A 14939-nucleotide genomic window follows, 5' to 3' on the forward strand; every position below is an offset into this window, starting at 1 on the left:
AGATGCCGCGCCCCCTTGTTTCGTTTGCGTTACGCTAACCCTAGTTCAGCCGCGAGAGCCCTGCGATCGTGCTGTCGATCAGCGGCTTGTCGGCGCCCGCATCATGCTTCTGCGCAATGATCGCCGCCGCGGCCTTGGCTGCAGCCTCGGCGGTACGGGCACGGACCTGATCGATCGCGGCACGCTCGGCAGCGGCGATCTTGTCCTCGGCCATCTTGGCGCGGCGCTTCACCAGCTCATCCGCATCGGCCTTGGCCTTGGCGACCAGCGCCTTCGCCTCTTCGTCGGCATGGGCGACCATCGCCGCCGCCTGCGTCTCGACGCCGGCGAGCTTGCGGGCATATTCGTCGCGCAGCGCTTCGGCTTCGGTGCGAAGCTGCTCGGCTTCGGCGAGGCGCGTGCGGATCGCCGCAATCTGCTTGTCGAGCATCCCGCCGATCAGCTTCGGCACGCCCTTCCAGATCGCGACGAGGATGAGGATACCCATCGCCGCCGCGACCCACATGGTCGCATCGAGGCCAAGCGCGGTGGGCTCGGCATGATGCTCGACGGGCTTCGCCACGATGCCCGAGTGCGGCATACCCTCAAGCTTGTCGGCGTTTTCCAGCCGGTTCGCGACCTCGGCCGAGGCCGGGGGCAGGGCGTGCATGTTATCAGCCATTGGCGATCACCGTCTTCACCGCGCTGCTGGCTTCGGCCGCAGTCGCCTTCACGCCGGAGAGGCGCGCGACGATGTCCTGCGCCGCGTCCGCCGCAACCGATTCGATTTCCGCCAGCGCGGACTGGGTCGAAGCGGCAATACGCGCCTCGTCCTCGGCCAGCTTGGCGTTCAGTTTCTCGGCAGCGCCGGCGAGCGACTTGGCGGTCGCCGCAGCGGCCTTGTCACGCGCCTTCGCAAGCAGGGTCTGCGCCTGCTCACGCGCCGCATTCTCCTGCTGCCGCCAGTTTTCCTCGGCCGCATCGGCCTGGGCGCGCGCGGCTTCGGCAGCGGCGAGATCGTCGGCCACCGACTTGTCACGGCTGTCGATCGTCCCCTGCACCTTGGGCACCATGCCCAGGCCGATGACGAAGAAGACGAAGCCGAAGGTCAGCAGAAGCCAGAAGATCTGCGACGCATAGGTCGCGGCGAGCTGGGATATCTGTGGCATCGGAATTCCCCTTCCGCCGCCGGACGGATCACCGCCCGGCGTGGAAGTTCAGACGAGTGTTAGGCGACGAAGATCAGCAGGACTGCAACGACGAACGCGAGCAGGCCGAGAAGCTCGGCGGCCGCGAAGCCGATGAACATGTTGCCCTGCTGGCCAGCGGCCGCACCCGGGTTGCGCAGCGCGCCCTGCAGGAAGGCGGCGAACACCGCGCCCACGCCCAGCGCCGCGAGGCCGGCACCAACTGCCGCGAGACCCGCACCGAGGAGCTTTGCTGCTTCTGCGTCCATGATTCTAACTCCAGTTCTAAAAGTTCAGTGGTTCAACGAAAAAACGGATCAATGATGCTCGTGCAGGTGCACGGCGTCGTTGATGTAGAGCGAGGTGAGCAGCGCGAAGACATAGGCCTGCACGCCCGCCACCAGCAATTCGAGCGCCGAGACGCCGACCATCAGCGCGAAGCTGGCCGCGCCCACCGGAACCGCCCAGCCGGTCGGGCCGGACATGATGATGAAGCCGGCCAGCACCTTGAGCAGGATATGGCCCGCGGTCATGGCGACGAAGAGTCGCAGCGCGAGGCTGAACGGCCGCACCATGAACGACACCATCTCGATCGGCACCACCAGCAGCAGCACCGGGATCGGCGTGCCATGGGGCACGAACAGCTTGAAGAAGCGCAGTCCATGCTTGCCGAAGCCGACCAGCAGCACGATCGAGAAGGACAGGATCGCCAGCACGCCGGTGACGGTGAAATGGCTGGTCGCGGTGAAGGGATGAACGCCCGGGATCAGGCCCAGCGGAAGCAGGCCGACGATGTTGGCGAACAGGATGAACATGAACAGCGAGAAGACATAGGGAAGGAACTTGCGCCCTTCCTTGCCGATATTCGCTTCCAGCAGCTTGTCGATGAAGCCGGTAAAGCCCTCGACCGCCATCTGCCAGCGGCCAGGCACGACCTGACGCTTCATCCCGCCGAGCATGAAGACCCACAGCAGCACCGCCGCCGCAATCAGCCACAGCGCGCTGTTCGTGAAGGCAATCTGATGCCCGCCGATGTTGAACATGTCGGCGATCGACTGCACCTCGAACTGATGCATCGGGTCGATCTTGCCTGCTTCTTCAGCCACGTCCGCTTCCCATGTAACCGAAGCGCCCGAAAGTCATTTCGAGCGCTGGTTCGAAATCCGAATGATGTTCCTGAAGGCGCTGACGACCCCAAGGGTCAACATCACCAGCAGGAGCCAGGGAGAGGTGCCGAGGAAATAATCGAGCGTCCACCCGATCACCCCGCCTCCCAACAGCCCGCCGATCAGCTCGGCAAGAACCCGGTTGCCCAGACGATAGTTACGCCCGCTTTCCCCGTCGCCCTCGCCCCTGCGGATCGCCTCTTCGGATTGTGCCCGTGCCAGCCGCTCGTTGAGCGAAGTGACGCGCGCATCCTCCTTGAGGGGGTCCAGTCCGGGCTCGTTCTCGGCCATTTCGTCTCTCCTGAGTGCCTGTGACACTAGGCTAAACGCATATACCGAGCGGCGAGCCCGCCAAGGCACGCGCGCTTTAGAAAGGGGGGTGCCCCGAGTCAACCGCAGTGCAATATCGCGGTCACATGATGCTTGGCTGCGACGAACATCCGGCGCATGCTCCGCACGCCCGGTTCAGCGGAGTGCGCCCCATGCAATTCCCGGTCGCCTGTCCCGAAATCCCCGTCGACGATCTCGCCGCATCGATCACCTATTATTGTGACCGGTTCGGTTTCACGCTCGACTGGTCGGACATGGAGCTAGGCCTCGCCGGAATTTCGCGCGGCGATTCCCGGCTGTTCCTCGCCGATACGGGATATCGTTCGGCGCTGGGCAATCGTGGTCCGATCCTGTTGTGGATCAACCTCTCCAGCCGCGACGAGGTCGATGCGCTCCACGCGCAATGGCTGGAGACCGGTGCGCGGATCACCGGGCCGCCGACCGCGCAGCCCTGGCAGCTCTACGAATTCTTTGCGGAGGATATCGACGGCAACATCCTCCGACTCTTCTACGACTTCGGCTGGGAGGAGCGCAGCTGAGCGCCCCCTTCCCTGCCGCCCGCGCCGCGGATAGGCTTTCCATATGGGGGACAGCGAGGGAATCACCGACGGCACCGGGCATCGCGCGCGGCTGCGCCAGCGGCTGCTCACCGATGGCGAAGGGCTGCTCGACCACGAGTTGATCGAATATCTGCTCGCGCTGGCGATTCCCCGGCGCGACACCAAGCCACTCGCCAAGGCGCTGATCCACGAGTTCGGCGGGATCGCCGGCCTGCTCACCGCCGATGCCGAGGCGATCGCGCGGGTGCCGGGGATGGGCGAGACATCGGTCGCCGCGATCAAGATCGCGCATGCCGCGGCGCTCCGCCTGCTGCGCGGCCACGTCGCGGCGCGGCCGGTGCTCGCCAACTGGCAGGCGCTGCTCGACTATCTGCGCGCCGACATGGCCCACCACGCGATCGAGCGCGTGCGCGTGCTGCATATGAACAGCCGCAACATGCTGATCCGCGACGAGCTGATGCAGGAAGGATCGGTGGACGAGGCCCCGGTCTATGTCCGCGAGGTGATCCGCCGCGCGATCGATCTCGGCTCGGCCGCGATCATCCTCGTCCACAACCACCCGAGCGGAGACCCTGCCCCCAGCCGCGCCGATATCGAGCTGACGCGTAACATGGTCGAGGCCGGGAAAAGGCTGGGGATCGCGGTGCACGACCACATCATCATCGGCACCGAAGGCCATTCGAGCCTGCGATCGATGGGGCTGATGTAGGGGCCTCATCTAGCCGAGAAGGTCACCGCCTCGATCTTGTTGCCGTCGGGGTCGAGCAGGAAGGCGTCATAGTAATTGGCGTCATATTCCGGCCGAAGCCCGGGTGCGCCGGCATCGCGGCCGCCATGCGCCAGCCCCGCGCGATGGAATGCATCGACATCGGCACGGCTCCGCGCCTCGAACGCGATATGCGTGCCGTTGCCGCCCGTGGCGGGCCTGCCGTCGAGCGGACGCTCGACGCTGAATTCGAATACCGCCGAACCATAATCGAGCGACTGCGCGTCCTCGCTGACCAGCCGGTAGCCGAGCGGCGGGATCACCGCCTGATAGAAGATGCGCGAACGTGCGAGATCGCTGCTGCCGACCGATGCGTGATGGATCATCCTTCCTCTCCTTCACATGAAGCGGCCGCCGGACCGAAGTCCGGCGGCCGTGGGCCGGGATGTGCGAGGTTCCCGTCCCTGAAGCGGAAGCCTGCTTACGAAGCGCCGGCGGGGGCGAGGAAGGTCTTGAGCTCCTCCTTGTTCACGCCGCCCGACTTGTCCTTGTCGGCCTGGGTGAGCGCGGCGCTCAGCCACTGCTTGTCGGCCGCAGATTCGCCCTTGAAGGCGGGCTCGCTCGCCGAGCGCAGCGCGACCATCCAGCTGTTGAACTCCTCGGCCTTCAGGCTGCCATCGGCATCCTTGTCGTAGGTCGGGAAGCCCTGATCGACGACCGCAGCGATCTGCGTTGCGTTGGCGGGCTGCTGGCCCTGCGCCGGAGCAGTCTGCTCCGCGGTCTGCGCGGGCTGCTCGGCCGGAGTGGCAGGCTCGGCAGGAGTCGCCTCCTGCGGCTGCTGCGCGGTTTCGGCGGGCTGTTCGGCCGGCGCGGGAGCCTCGGCAGGCTGCGCAGGCTGTTCAGCGGGTGCCGGTGGCGTTTCCTGTGCAGGCGCTTCCTGAGCCAGCACCGGAACCGAAATCATCACCGCACCGGCAAGAAGAATTGATTTAATCATGGAATATCTCCTAAGTTATTCTATCCACTTGCTTGCATAAGCAGATAGGATAGCTCGATTGATCTGCAACCATTCAACCCGTTGCATATTTATCACGTTCCATAATTTAATCCGATGAGCGATCAACTTAACAGCACATAGCCCCAACTCATCGCGCCACCGTGCGGAATTCGGGACGAAATGGTTGGCGCTATTTGGCGAAGCAGCTGGTTTGCCGCGGCGCGGCACCTTTGCTAGGGGCGCCCGCGCAGCACGAAAGGCATTCCATGGTCCCCCGCTATTCCCGCCCCGCCATGACCGCGATCTGGTCGCCCGAAACCCGCTTTGGCATCTGGTTCGAGATCGAGGCACACGCCACGCAGGCGCTGGCCGAGCTGGGCGTGGTGCCGAAAAGTGCTGCCAAGGCGCTGTGGGACTGGTGGGCGACCAAGCCCGCGATCGACGTCGCCGCGATCGACGCGATCGAAGCCGTCACCAAGCATGATGTGATCGCCTTCCTGACCTGGGTCGCCGAGAATGTCGGCGACGAAGCGCGCTTCATGCATCAGGGCATGACCAGCTCGGACGTGCTCGACACCTGCCTGTCGGTCCAGCTGGTCCGCGCGTCGGACATCCTGCTCGACGATCTCGACCAGCTGCTCGAAGTGCTCAAGCGCCGTGCCTACGAGCACAAGCTGACCCCGACGATCGGCCGCAGCCATGGCATCCATGCCGAACCGGTGACCTTCGGCCTCAAGATGGCCGAGGCCTATGCCGAATTCAGCCGCAACAAGGCGCGCCTGCTCGCGGCGCGCGCAGACATCGCGACCTGCGCGATTTCGGGCGCGGTCGGCACCTTCGCCAATATCGACCCGCGCGTCGAAGCCCATGTAGCCGAGAAGCTCGGCCTTGCGGTCGAGCCGGTCTCGACCCAGGTCATCCCGCGCGACCGCCACGCGATGTTCTTTGCGACGCTGGGCGTGATCGCATCGTCGATCGAGCGTCTCGCGGTGGAAGTCCGCCATCTTCAGCGCACCGAGGTTCTGGAGGCCGAGGAATATTTCTCGCCGGGCCAGAAGGGCTCGTCGGCGATGCCGCACAAGCGCAACCCGGTGCTGACCGAAAACCTCACCGGCCTTGCCCGTATGGTGCGCAGCGCGACCATCCCGGCGATGGAGAATGTGGCCCTCTGGCACGAGCGCGACATCTCGCACTCCTCGGTCGAGCGCTATATCGGCCCGGACGCGACCATCACGCTCGACTTCGCGCTCGCCCGCCTCACCGGCGTGATCGACAAGCTGCTCGTCTATCCGGCGCGGATGCAGAAGAATCTCGACCGGATGGGCGGCCTCGTCCATTCGCAGCGCGTGCTGCTCGCGCTGACCCAGGCCGGCGTGTCGCGCGAGGACAGCTATCGCCTGGTCCAGCGCAACGCGATGAAGGTGTGGGAGAGCGACGGCGAACTGTCGCTGCTCGAACTGCTCAAGGCCGATCCCGAAGTCACCGCGGCGCTCTCGGCGCAGGAGATCGAGGAGAAGTTCGACCTCGACTATCACTTCCGCCAGGTCGACACGATCTTCGCGCGGGTGTTCGGGGAGTAACGGCGGCGCCCCAGCCCCGGTTCGGGCAACCGAACCAAACAATTGACCTCGCCGCCGGTTAGTGTGACGCTCCTGTAACACAACAGGAGACGGCGGATGGCCAAGGCGAAGAAGAGCAAGTCCACCAAGGCGGGCAAGCTGCCCAAGTCCGTCGCCGGGATCGAGCTGCCCAAGGAACTGCGCAAGCAGGGCGCCAAGCTGCTCGACCTGATCAAGAACCCGATGGTCGGCGATCTGGTCGCCGCGGGGCTGGTCGCGCTGGCCGCCAATGTCCGCAATCAGGCTCACACGGCAGACGGGACGGCGGAAAAGCCGAAAGACAAGACCACCACCGCGGACGCGCTGGGCAAGACGGCAGCGACGCTTGCCACCGTCGTCGCCGCCCGCGCCGCAGAGAAGATCACCAGCAAGCTCGCCGAGCGGCCCGCACCGCCGCCGGCACCTGCCGCAGCGGCAGCCCCGGTCCGCGCGCCGGCCAAGCCGCGCCCAGCGGCCCGCGCCAAGTCCGCCGCTCCGCTCAAGGCAGGCGCAACCCGCAGCGCTCCGGCCAAGGCGCCTGCAAAGGCCGCCGCCAAGCCTGCCGCGAAACCCGCGGCCAACCCCAAGGCAGCCGCTGCCAAGACCACGACGCCCAAGCCCGCTGCGCCGGTGAAAGCCGCCGCAACCCGCAAGGCGCCTGCGCGCAAACCCGCGGCGCGCAAGCCCGCGCCCAAGCCCGCGGGCTGAGACCGGGCGCGCGATGAGCGCGGTCGAGATCATCGGGCTCGCCGCCAGTATCAGCCTGCTTGCGGGCTGGCGGCTCTACCTCTGCGTGTTCGCGGTCGGCCTCGCCATGTACACGGGCTGGGTCGACCTGCCCGAAAAGCTCAAGATGCTCGACGTGCTCGCCAATCCATGGGTGATCGGCATTGCGGGCGTCGGCGCGGTGGCAGAGTTCTTCGCCGACAAGGTGATGTGGCTCGATTCGGCATGGGACGCGGTCCACACGCTTGTCCGCCCGGTGGGCGGCGCACTGCTTGCACTCGCCATCGTCGACCCCTCCGACCCGGCCTGGCAGGTGATGGCGCTGCTCCTCGGCGGCAGCGCATCGCTGCTCACACACGGAACCAAGGCGAGCGCACGCGCCGTGGTAAACACAAGTCCAGAGCCGGTGAGCAACGCGGTGGTCTCCACCGGCGAGGATATCGTCACCGGCGGCCTGCTCGTGCTCGCGCTCGCCAATCCGATCGCCGCGGTGGCGATCGCGGTGCTGATCCTTGCCGCGACGATCGCCGTGCTGGTGATGCTGCGGCGCTGGCTGCGCAAGGTGTTGCCGCCGAAACCGGCCAGCCCGGCTTAGCCGAACAATTCGCCCAGAAAATCCCGCATCGCCTGCCAGCTGCGCCGGTCGGCGTTCGCGTCATACCCGAATCCCGGTCGCATGCCCGGCTTCACGCTCGCGTCGGTGAAGGCGTGCCCGGCATGACCATGGCCGTGCAGCTGCCAGTCCGCCCCCGCCTCGGTCAGTTCCGCCGCCAGTGCCGTCACCGCAGCGGGCGGGGCGAGCGGATCGTCCCAGCCATGGCAGATCAGCAATTTCGCTGCGATCGGCCTGGGGTAGTCATAGCCGGGCGGGTCGAAGATGCCGTGGAACGCCACCACACCCAACACGCCGCCGCCCGAACGTGCGAGATCGATCACCGACTTGCCGCCGAAACAATAGCCGATCGCCGCGGTCCGCGCCGGATCGACCTGAGGCAACGCCTTCATCGCCGCGACGCTGGCGTGCAGCCGGTCGCGCAGCAGCGCGCGGTCGGCGTTGAGCTGGTTCATATAGACCGCCGGATCGGGTGATTCGCGCGTCGTCCGCTTGCCCTGACCGTAGGTGTCGGCGACGAATCCGACATAGCCGAGCGCCGCCAGCCGCTCGGCGACCACGCGGTCCTGCTCCTTCTCGCCCAGCACATTGGGGACGATCATCACGCCGGGCCGCGGCGAATCCCATGAAGGATCGAACGCCGCCACCCCCTCGAACGGGCCGCCCGGCCCGTCATAGACTATGGTCTGCCTTTCGATCGCCATGGCCATCCTCCGTTGCCCTATGCGCGTCATCCGCTAAGGACGCGGGCGAAATCCCGCAAGGAGTCGCCAATGCCCACGCTCGTCCTGATCCGCCACGGCCAGTCCGCATGGAATCTGGAGAACCGCTTCACCGGCTGGTGGGACGTCGATCTGACCGAGCAGGGCGTCAAGGAAGCCTGGGCGGCGGGCGAGCTGATGCGCGAAAAGGGTCTCGATTTCGACCTGACCTTCACCAGCTTCCAGAGCCGCGCGATCAAGACGCTGAACATCGCGCTCGAAGCGATGGGCAGGCTGTGGCTGCCGACCGAGAAGAGCTGGAAGCTCAACGAGCGCCACTATGGCGGCCTCACCGGCCTCGACAAGGCCGAGACCGCGGCGAAGCATGGCGACGATCAGGTCAAGATCTGGCGCCGCAGCTTCGACATTCCGCCCCCGCTGCCCGAGGCAGGCTCGCCCTGGGATCTGGCACAGGACGTCCGCTACAAAGGCATCCCGATCCCGCAGACCGAGAGCCTCAAGGATACGATCGAGCGCGTCCTGCCCTATTGGGAGGAGCGGATCGCGCCCGAGCTCAAGGCCGGCAAGCGCGTGCTGATCGCGGCCCACGGCAATTCGCTGCGCGCGCTGGTCAAGCATCTGTCGGGCATCTCGGACGACGAGATCGCCAGCCTGGAGATCCCGACCGGACAGCCGATCGTCTATGAGCTGGCCGACGACCTGACGGCGACAGATCGCTACTATCTCAACGAGCGCTGATAACTCCTCCCCGGAACGGGGAGGGGGACCGCCGCCGCAGGCGGTGGTGGAGGGGCCGCCCCGAAGCGGGCGGTATCCGGTCGGGCCGTTTCCGCCGTCTACGCGGCGGCCCCTCCGTCATCGCTGCGCGATGCCACTTCCCCGTTCCGGGGAGGATTTCAGGCAGCCCTCACACCAATGTGTGGGTCAGCGTGATCTCGGCGTTGAGCACCTTGGACACCGGGCAATTGGCCTCGGCGTCCTTCGCCAGCTTCTCGAACTCCGCGGGGTCGATGCCGGGGATCGATGCGGTAAGCGTAAGGTCCGAACGGGTGATCGCGAAGCCGCCGTCCTTCTGCTCCAGCTTGATCGCGGCCTTGGTCTCCAGCGTGCCCTCCGAATAACCGGCACGGGCAAGCCCGAAGCTCAGTGCCATGGTGAAGCAGCCGGCATGGGCCGCGGCGATCAGTTCCTCGGGATTGGTGCCCGGTTCCTCTTCGAAGCGCGTGTTGAAGGCGTAGAACTGGTCGGTCAGCACACCCGACTGGGTGGTGATCGCGCCCTTTCCTTCCTTGCCGAAGCCGGAATAGCGGGCGGTGGCGGTACGAGTCGTCATGGAACTTCTCCTGCTTGGCGTTCGATTCGTCAGCGTAACGCAAGGACGGGCCAAGGGCTCCCGCTTTGCGCGCGCCGGATTACCGATTAGAGAAATCGACAACGCATGCAGAACCCTGACGTCCTCTCCCGCCCCTTCTTCGAGCAGAAGAGCCGCGCCTTCTGGATGCTGCAGGGGGCGGGCTGGGGCGGCTATCTGATGCTCCGCGCGGTCTCGAACTTCTCGAACCGCACCTTCAGCTTCGAGGATCTGATCCGCGTCACGATCGAAGCGATCGTCGGCTATTGCCTGACGCTGCTGCTTTCGGCGCTCTACGGCTATTTCCGCCGCCTGCCGCGCATCACCGGCATCCTCGCGACGGTCGCGACGCTTGCCGGCGCGACGCTGGTCTATGCCGTGCTCACCGCCTTCACCGTGTCGGTGATGCGCGGCGATCCGGGGATCGAGATCCCGCTGGTACTGGGCAGCCTGTTCCTGAATTTCACCGTGCTGGCCGGCTGGTCGGCGCTCTATTTCGGGATCAATTTCTACCTGATCGTCGAGGATCAGATCGATCGGATGGAGATGCTGGAGAATCAGGCCAGCGCCGCGCAGCTCGCGATGCTGCGCTACCAGCTCAACCCGCATTTCCTGTTCAACACCCTGAACTCGATCTCGACGCTCGTGCTGCTGAAACAGACCGACCGCGCCAATGCGATGCTGGCGCGGCTGTCCAACTTCCTGCGCTACACGCTCGCCAACGAGCCGACCGCGCATGTCACGGTGGCCCAGGAGGTGGAGACGCTGAAACTCTATCTCGAGATCGAGAAGATGCGATTCGAGGACCGGCTGAAGCCGGTGTTCGACATCGACCCGCGCGTCGTGAAGGCGCGCCTGCCCTCGCTGCTGCTCCAGCCCCTGGTCGAGAATGCGATCAAATATGCGGTGACCCCGCAGGAAGAAGGCGCCGAAATCGCCGTCGCGGCTCGGCTCATCGGCGAACGGGTGCAGATCACCGTGTCGGACACCGGGCCGGGATTGATCGAGGGCAAGAACCGGCCAAGCCTTTCAACCGGGGTCGGGCTTACCAATATAAGGGAACGTCTGGCACAGGCCTTCGGGCCGGATCACCGGTTTGACGCGCGATCGGTCCCCGGCAGGGGGTTTCGTGTGGATATCGAGATTCCGTTCCAGGTCGAGGAGCAAGCCCGTGAGGCAGCCTGACCGGAACCGCGCCGTAACGAGCTCGTTTGAACGACAAAGGCAGGGGATAGTGTAAGCAATGCGCCGGGGGCATCGGCGCTGCGCCGGTTGAGAGTAAGAGGAATCATGACGATCCGCACCATCCTGGTCGATGACGAACCCCTGGCGATCCAGGGCCTCGAGCTACGGCTCCAGGCGCATGAAGATGTCGAGATCATCGACAAATGCCAGAACGGCCGCGAGGCGATTCGCGCGATCAAGACCCACAAGCCCGATCTGGTCTTTCTCGACATCCAGATGCCAGGTTTCGACGGCTTCTCGGTCGTGCAGGGCCTGATGGAGGTCGAACCGCCACTGTTCGTGTTCGTCACCGCCTATTCGGACCATGCGATCCGCGCGTTCGAGGCGAATGCGATGGACTATCTGATGAAGCCAGTCGATGAGGCCCGGCTTGCCGACACGCTCGAGCGCGTCCGCCAGCGCCTGACCGAGAAGCGCGGCGTCGAGGAAGTCGAGAAGCTCAAGGAAGTGCTGGCCGAGGTCGCGCCCGACGCCGCGGAGGAATTCGTCGCCGGCGACAATGCCGAAGTCGCGTCGAACCGCTACGAGAAGCTGATCAACATCAAGGATCGCGGCCAGATCTTCCGCGTCGATGTCGACACGATCGAGGTGGTCGAGGCCGCCGGTGACTATATGTGCATCAAGACCGCGGACAACACTTTGGTGCTGCGCGAGACGATGAAGGATCTGGAAAAGCGGCTCGACCCGCGCCGCTTCCAGCGCGTCCACCGCTCGACCATCGTCAACCTCGATCAGGTCAAGCAGGTCAAGCCGCACACCAATGGCGAGTGTTTCCTGATCCTCGATTCGGGATCGCAGGTGAAGGTCAGCCGCTCCTACCGCGACGTGGTGGCGCGCTTCGTCCACTGACGAAGCTTCGTCAGACGGTCGTTTGTCAGCAAGAAACAGGATTGTTCCCTCTTCGTTCCGGCAGTAGAACTGCCGGAAACAGGAGGAATCGATGACCGCCACGACGAATGCGAAGTTCGATCGTTTCGCCGCGCTGCACGAACCGCGCGCGCCGCTGGTTCTGTTCAACATCTGGGACGCCGGATCGGCGCAGGCCGTCGCCGCAGCCGGCGCGCAGGCGCTCGCAACCGGCAGCGCATCGGTCGCGATGGCGAACGGCTATGGCGATGGAGAGGCCGTGCCACTCGATCTGGTGCTCGACAATGCCGCGCGAATCGCCGCGTCAGTCGATGTGCCGGTGACGATCGATTTCGAGGGCGGCTATGCGGTCGCCCCGGCGGGCGTCGCGGAAAATTTCGCGCGCCTTGCCGCGACCGGCGCGGTCGGCTGCAATTTCGAGGATCAGGTGGTCGGCGGCGAAGGGCTGCACGACTGCGCCTTCCAGGCCGAACGCATCGCGGCGGCCCGATCGGCGGCCGGTCCCGCCTTCTTCATCAACGCGCGCACCGATATCTTCCTGCAGGCCAAGGCGGACACACATGACGAAGCAAAGGTCGATGCCGCGATCGCCCGCGCGCACGCCTATGCCAGGGCGGGCGCCAGCGGCTTCTTCGTCCCCGGCCTCGCCAATCTGGAGCTACTGGCGCGCGTGTGCTGGGAATCGCCGCTGCCGGTGAACTTCATGGCCTTTCCCGGCGCACCCGATGCCACGGCAGTCGCAGCGGCGGGCATCGCCCGGATCAGCCACGGCCCCTTCCCCTATCGCGCGGCGATGAAGGGGCTGGAGGAGGCGGCTCGAGCGGCGTTCAACGGATAGTCGGATCAGGCCGTCACCCCGGCCTTGTGCCGGGGTCCGCCGGGAGGCACGCGACACGCGAGAACCTCGAAGGCATCGCCTTGGGAGCCGTGGATCCCGGCACAAGGCCGGGATGACGGCAGAAAATCAGGCTTCGTCCGAAGCGTCGGCTTCACCCTCGGGTGAGGTCTCGAACCACGCCTCGACCGGGCCGCTCAGCTTGATCGTCAGCGGGTTACCCTTGCGATCGGTCTTCTTGCCCAGCTGCACGCGGATCCAGCCTTCGGAGATGCTGTACTCCTCGACGTCGCGGCGCTGCACATCCTTGAAGCGGATACCGATGCCGCGCTGGAGCAGCTCGGCGTTGAAATACGGGCTCTTCGGATTGACCGAGAGGCGGTCGGGGGGAGTGTCGCTCATCCCCGGCTCCCTAAACAAAAGCGGCGCAGGAATAAACCCGCGCCGCCCTTGCTGTCGCAGTAGCTAGGTCAGCGGCAGTAACGCACGTTCACCCGGCGACCCAGATAGGGGTCGTACACCCGGCGGACCGAACAGCCGCGCCAGCCGCGCTGCTCGTAATGGCGGTAGTAATAGCCGTCACGCGGGTAGTAGCCGCGGTCGCGGTAATAGGGCTTGTCATAGTCGTAATAGCCGCGGTCATAATCGTAATAGCGGCGGTCGTAGCGGTCGTAATAACGATCGTCATAGCGGTCGCGATAGCGATCCCGGCCCGAACCCGCGATCGCCGCGCCGATCACGACGCCGGCAATGCCGGCTGCAACGGCGACGCCGGTATTGTCGCGGTCGCGGTGATGACGATAGCGCTGCGCCTCCGCAGGCGCGGCCGCGGTGAGCGCGGTGGCGCCAAGCGCAAGTCCGAGCACCGCCTTGGTGATGGTCTGCATGACTTCCTCCTCGTGCAAAGCTGCACCTGTCGACGCCGGAAACGCATGTGCGGGCGCCTTGGATGCATATCTGCCCGAGTCGAACTGAACCACCGCAGAATCGCATGTTCACTTGCGGTTTATGCGTTTTTGGTTTGGAGACGGCACCGGCCCGCTCCCCCGCCCGGCCACCCAACCGCAGTATGATATGGGTGGCCGGGCGGGGGAGCGGGCCGGTGCCGGTCGGCGCAGCCGACACAGAACAAAGGAACCTCGCAATGAACCTCTGGCTGATGAAGTCCGAGCCCGACGTTTTCAGCTGGGATGACCTGGTCCGTGACGGCAAGACCGAATGGGACGGGGTGCGCAACTACACCGCCGCCGGCAACCTGCGCGCGATGAAGGTCGGCGACCGGGCCTTCTTCTATCACAGCAATATCGGGCTCCAGATCGTCGGCATCATGGAAGTGAGCCGCGAGGCAAAGCCCGACGGCGACGGCAAGCACTGGGTCTCCGTCGAAATGAAGCCGGTCGAACCGCTGACCAATCCGGTGACCCTCAAGCAGGTGAAGGCCGAACCGAAGCTCGCCGAGATGGAACTGGTCAAATTCTCCCGCCTCTCGGTCGGCAAGGTCACACCCGACGAGTGGAAGCAGGTAATCGACATGTCGAAGCCGTAACGGCTTCCTTTACCTTTATCTCTTTGCCCCTGTGGGCTAGGGCCAAGGCCCATGCCCGCCGACGACCCCGTGATCGCCGGCCGCTTCGACGGTCTGGAGCATCGTTTCCCGGTCCGTGTCTATTTCGAGGACACGGACCTGTCGGGGGTGGTCTATCACGCCAATTATCTGCGCTTCATGGAGCGCGCGCGATCGGACATGCTGCGCCTGGCCGGCATCGACCAGCGCGCTGCGCACGAGGCGGGCGAAGGCGCCTATGCCGTCACGCGCATGCAACTGCGATTTGCTGCACCCGCCAGGCTCGATGACGCGTTGACCGTCGTCAGCCGGCTGGTCCGCGTGCGCGCGGCGTCAGTCGACATTCAGCAAAGAGTCATGCGGCACGACGAATTGCTGGTTCAGGCAGAGGTCGAGGCCGCGTTCGTGGCGCCCAACGGGCGTCCGCGGCGGCAACCGGCCCATTGGGTGGACGCGTTTGTGCCGCTTGTAATGATGGGGAATTGAGCGACAC

Annotated in this window: 22 protein-coding genes; 11 read left to right on the top strand and 11 right to left on the bottom strand. The window is 65.4% G+C overall.

Annotated features, from left to right (window positions below):
• Positions 1-40 precede the first annotated feature (40 nt).
• The 5 genes from AC07TU_RS19320 to AC07TU_RS19340 all read right to left on the bottom strand — a co-directional run bounded on the left by AC07TU_RS19320 (position 41) and on the right by AC07TU_RS19340 (position 2623).
• Positions 41-661: a F0F1 ATP synthase subunit B family protein gene (locus AC07TU_RS19320; protein ID WP_495189563.1), complete on the bottom strand. Its 621-nt coding sequence runs from the start codon at positions 659-661 to the stop codon at positions 41-43.
• The gene (locus AC07TU_RS19325; protein ID WP_495189564.1) at positions 654-1148 is read right to left on the bottom strand and encodes a F0F1 ATP synthase subunit B family protein; all 495 of its coding nucleotides are present in this window, start codon (positions 1146-1148) and stop codon (positions 654-656) included. Before AC07TU_RS19325 ends, AC07TU_RS19320 begins: the two co-directional genes overlap by 8 nt.
• Positions 1149-1207: 59 nt before the next feature.
• Positions 1208-1435, bottom strand: a complete 228-nt coding sequence (locus tag AC07TU_RS19330; RefSeq protein ID WP_066573537.1) for an ATP synthase subunit C-like protein — start codon at positions 1433-1435, stop codon at positions 1208-1210.
• A gap of 48 nt (positions 1436-1483) precedes the next feature.
• Entirely contained in the window at positions 1484-2242 is a 759-nt protein-coding gene (locus AC07TU_RS19335) for a F0F1 ATP synthase subunit A (RefSeq protein WP_495189639.1), read from the bottom strand.
• 63 nt (positions 2243-2305) lie between these two features.
• On the bottom strand, positions 2306-2623 hold the full coding sequence (locus tag AC07TU_RS19340) for an AtpZ/AtpI family protein (protein ID WP_495189565.1): 318 nt from the start codon (positions 2621-2623) through the stop codon (positions 2306-2308).
• A 191-nt stretch (positions 2624-2814) separates the two neighbouring features.
• On the opposite strand from AC07TU_RS19340, the gene AC07TU_RS19345 reads away from it, so the two are divergent.
• A complete protein-coding gene (locus tag AC07TU_RS19345; RefSeq protein WP_495189566.1) occupies positions 2815-3201 on the top strand; it encodes a VOC family protein in 387 nt (128 codons plus the stop codon).
• Positions 3202-3244: 43 nt separating this feature from the next.
• The gene (gene radC / locus AC07TU_RS19350; protein ID WP_495189567.1) at positions 3245-3931 is read left to right on the top strand and encodes a RadC family protein; all 687 of its coding nucleotides are present in this window, start codon (positions 3245-3247) and stop codon (positions 3929-3931) included.
• 5 nt (positions 3932-3936) lie between these two features.
• Here radC and AC07TU_RS19355 read toward each other — a convergent pair whose 3' ends face one another.
• Together AC07TU_RS19355 and AC07TU_RS19360 are read right to left on the bottom strand one after the other, a co-directional pair.
• Complete coding sequence (locus tag AC07TU_RS19355; RefSeq protein WP_495189568.1) at positions 3937-4314, bottom strand: VOC family protein; 378 nt, start codon at positions 4312-4314, stop codon at positions 3937-3939.
• A gap of 95 nt (positions 4315-4409) precedes the next feature.
• The gene (locus AC07TU_RS19360) at positions 4410-4925 is read right to left on the bottom strand and encodes an EF-hand domain-containing protein (RefSeq protein WP_495189569.1); all 516 of its coding nucleotides are present in this window, start codon (positions 4923-4925) and stop codon (positions 4410-4412) included.
• Between the two features lie 266 nt (positions 4926-5191).
• Between AC07TU_RS19360 and purB the strand changes: the two genes are divergently transcribed.
• The 3 genes from purB (at position 5192) to AC07TU_RS19375 (ending at position 7844) form a co-directional block, all read left to right on the top strand.
• Positions 5192-6505 (top strand): adenylosuccinate lyase, encoded by a 1314-nt coding sequence (gene purB, locus AC07TU_RS19365; RefSeq protein ID WP_495189570.1) that lies wholly within the window; start codon positions 5192-5194, stop codon positions 6503-6505.
• Between the two features lie 96 nt (positions 6506-6601).
• A complete protein-coding gene (locus tag AC07TU_RS19370; protein ID WP_495189571.1) occupies positions 6602-7231 on the top strand; it encodes a hypothetical protein in 630 nt (209 codons plus the stop codon).
• Positions 7232-7244: 13 nt separating this feature from the next.
• Complete coding sequence (locus tag AC07TU_RS19375) at positions 7245-7844, top strand: DUF4126 domain-containing protein (RefSeq protein WP_495189572.1); 600 nt, start codon at positions 7245-7247, stop codon at positions 7842-7844.
• On the opposite strand, the gene AC07TU_RS19380 is transcribed toward AC07TU_RS19375, so the two are convergent.
• Positions 7841-8566 (bottom strand): dienelactone hydrolase family protein, encoded by a 726-nt coding sequence (locus AC07TU_RS19380; RefSeq protein WP_495189573.1) that lies wholly within the window; start codon positions 8564-8566, stop codon positions 7841-7843. The genes AC07TU_RS19375 and AC07TU_RS19380 overlap by 4 nt on opposite strands.
• Before the next feature lie 69 nt (positions 8567-8635).
• Between AC07TU_RS19380 and gpmA the strand changes: the two genes are divergently transcribed.
• Positions 8636-9322: a 2,3-diphosphoglycerate-dependent phosphoglycerate mutase gene (gene gpmA / locus AC07TU_RS19385; RefSeq protein WP_495189574.1), complete on the top strand. Its 687-nt coding sequence runs from the start codon at positions 8636-8638 to the stop codon at positions 9320-9322.
• A gap of 169 nt (positions 9323-9491) precedes the next feature.
• Here the strand turns inward: gpmA and AC07TU_RS19390 are convergent, their stop codons facing one another.
• Complete coding sequence (locus AC07TU_RS19390) at positions 9492-9917, bottom strand: OsmC family protein (RefSeq protein WP_495189575.1); 426 nt, start codon at positions 9915-9917, stop codon at positions 9492-9494.
• Positions 9918-10022: 105 nt separating this feature from the next.
• Between AC07TU_RS19390 and AC07TU_RS19395 the strand changes: the two genes are divergently transcribed.
• The 3 genes from AC07TU_RS19395 (at position 10023) to AC07TU_RS19405 (ending at position 12885) form a co-directional block, all read left to right on the top strand.
• Positions 10023-11120 (top strand): sensor histidine kinase, encoded by a 1098-nt coding sequence (locus tag AC07TU_RS19395; RefSeq protein ID WP_495189576.1) that lies wholly within the window; start codon positions 10023-10025, stop codon positions 11118-11120.
• A gap of 105 nt (positions 11121-11225) precedes the next feature.
• Positions 11226-12029, top strand: coding sequence for a LytR/AlgR family response regulator transcription factor (locus tag AC07TU_RS19400; protein ID WP_495189577.1), 804 nt, complete (start codon positions 11226-11228; stop codon positions 12027-12029).
• A gap of 91 nt (positions 12030-12120) precedes the next feature.
• Complete coding sequence (locus AC07TU_RS19405) at positions 12121-12885, top strand: isocitrate lyase/PEP mutase family protein (RefSeq protein WP_495189578.1); 765 nt, start codon at positions 12121-12123, stop codon at positions 12883-12885.
• Positions 12886-13011: 126 nt separating this feature from the next.
• Here the strand turns inward: AC07TU_RS19405 and AC07TU_RS19410 are convergent, their stop codons facing one another.
• Both AC07TU_RS19410 and AC07TU_RS19415 read right to left on the bottom strand, forming a co-directional pair.
• Positions 13012-13284: a DUF3297 family protein gene (locus AC07TU_RS19410; RefSeq protein WP_495189579.1), complete on the bottom strand. Its 273-nt coding sequence runs from the start codon at positions 13282-13284 to the stop codon at positions 13012-13014.
• A gap of 68 nt (positions 13285-13352) precedes the next feature.
• A complete protein-coding gene (locus tag AC07TU_RS19415) occupies positions 13353-13769 on the bottom strand; it encodes a hypothetical protein (RefSeq protein WP_495189580.1) in 417 nt (138 codons plus the stop codon).
• A 257-nt stretch (positions 13770-14026) separates the two neighbouring features.
• Here AC07TU_RS19415 and AC07TU_RS19420 point away from each other — a divergent pair, with 257 nt between their 5' ends.
• Positions 14027-14428 carry an EVE domain-containing protein gene (locus tag AC07TU_RS19420; RefSeq protein WP_495189581.1) on the top strand — a complete coding sequence of 134 codons (402 nt, stop codon included), beginning with the start codon at positions 14027-14029 and terminating at the stop codon, positions 14426-14428.
• Between the two features lie 51 nt (positions 14429-14479).
• A complete protein-coding gene (gene ybgC / locus AC07TU_RS19425) occupies positions 14480-14932 on the top strand; it encodes a tol-pal system-associated acyl-CoA thioesterase (RefSeq protein ID WP_495189582.1) in 453 nt (150 codons plus the stop codon).
• Positions 14933-14939: the final 7 nt, after the last annotated feature.

This window comes from Sphingomonas sp. GW821-FHT03E12 (assembly GCF_059420685.1).

Excerpts from the sequence above, each read along its gene's own strand:
- AC07TU_RS19410 (WP_495189579.1), bottom strand. The coding sequence starts at position 13,284 with ATGAGCGACACTCCCCCCGACCGCCTCTCGGTCAATCCGAAGAGCCCG.
- AC07TU_RS19370 (WP_495189571.1), top strand. The coding sequence starts at position 6,602 with ATGGCCAAGGCGAAGAAGAGCAAGTCCACCAAGGCGGGCAAGCTGCCC.
- AC07TU_RS19415 (WP_495189580.1), bottom strand. The coding sequence starts at position 13,769 with ATGCAGACCATCACCAAGGCGGTGCTCGGACTTGCGCTTGGCGCCACC.
- AC07TU_RS19360 (WP_495189569.1), bottom strand. The coding sequence starts at position 4,925 with ATGATTAAATCAATTCTTCTTGCCGGTGCGGTGATGATTTCGGTTCCG.
- gpmA (WP_495189574.1), top strand. The coding sequence starts at position 8,636 with ATGCCCACGCTCGTCCTGATCCGCCACGGCCAGTCCGCATGGAATCTG.
- AC07TU_RS19340 (WP_495189565.1), bottom strand. The coding sequence starts at position 2,623 with ATGGCCGAGAACGAGCCCGGACTGGACCCCCTCAAGGAGGATGCGCGC.
- ybgC (WP_495189582.1), top strand. The coding sequence starts at position 14,480 with ATGCCCGCCGACGACCCCGTGATCGCCGGCCGCTTCGACGGTCTGGAG.
- AC07TU_RS19335 (WP_495189639.1), bottom strand. The coding sequence starts at position 2,242 with ATGCATCAGTTCGAGGTGCAGTCGATCGCCGACATGTTCAACATCGGC.
- AC07TU_RS19400 (WP_495189577.1), top strand. The coding sequence starts at position 11,226 with ATGACGATCCGCACCATCCTGGTCGATGACGAACCCCTGGCGATCCAG.
- AC07TU_RS19375 (WP_495189572.1), top strand. The coding sequence starts at position 7,245 with ATGAGCGCGGTCGAGATCATCGGGCTCGCCGCCAGTATCAGCCTGCTT.
- AC07TU_RS19330 (WP_066573537.1), bottom strand. The coding sequence starts at position 1,435 with ATGGACGCAGAAGCAGCAAAGCTCCTCGGTGCGGGTCTCGCGGCAGTT.
- AC07TU_RS19380 (WP_495189573.1), bottom strand. The coding sequence starts at position 8,566 with ATGGCGATCGAAAGGCAGACCATAGTCTATGACGGGCCGGGCGGCCCG.
- AC07TU_RS19390 (WP_495189575.1), bottom strand. The coding sequence starts at position 9,917 with ATGACGACTCGTACCGCCACCGCCCGCTATTCCGGCTTCGGCAAGGAA.
- AC07TU_RS19345 (WP_495189566.1), top strand. The coding sequence starts at position 2,815 with ATGCAATTCCCGGTCGCCTGTCCCGAAATCCCCGTCGACGATCTCGCC.
- radC (WP_495189567.1), top strand. The coding sequence starts at position 3,245 with ATGGGGGACAGCGAGGGAATCACCGACGGCACCGGGCATCGCGCGCGG.
- AC07TU_RS19405 (WP_495189578.1), top strand. The coding sequence starts at position 12,121 with ATGACCGCCACGACGAATGCGAAGTTCGATCGTTTCGCCGCGCTGCAC.
- AC07TU_RS19320 (WP_495189563.1), bottom strand. The coding sequence starts at position 661 with ATGGCTGATAACATGCACGCCCTGCCCCCGGCCTCGGCCGAGGTCGCG.
- AC07TU_RS19355 (WP_495189568.1), bottom strand. The coding sequence starts at position 4,314 with ATGATCCATCACGCATCGGTCGGCAGCAGCGATCTCGCACGTTCGCGC.
- AC07TU_RS19420 (WP_495189581.1), top strand. The coding sequence starts at position 14,027 with ATGAACCTCTGGCTGATGAAGTCCGAGCCCGACGTTTTCAGCTGGGAT.
- AC07TU_RS19325 (WP_495189564.1), bottom strand. The coding sequence starts at position 1,148 with ATGCCACAGATATCCCAGCTCGCCGCGACCTATGCGTCGCAGATCTTC.
- AC07TU_RS19395 (WP_495189576.1), top strand. The coding sequence starts at position 10,023 with ATGCAGAACCCTGACGTCCTCTCCCGCCCCTTCTTCGAGCAGAAGAGC.
- purB (WP_495189570.1), top strand. The coding sequence starts at position 5,192 with ATGGTCCCCCGCTATTCCCGCCCCGCCATGACCGCGATCTGGTCGCCC.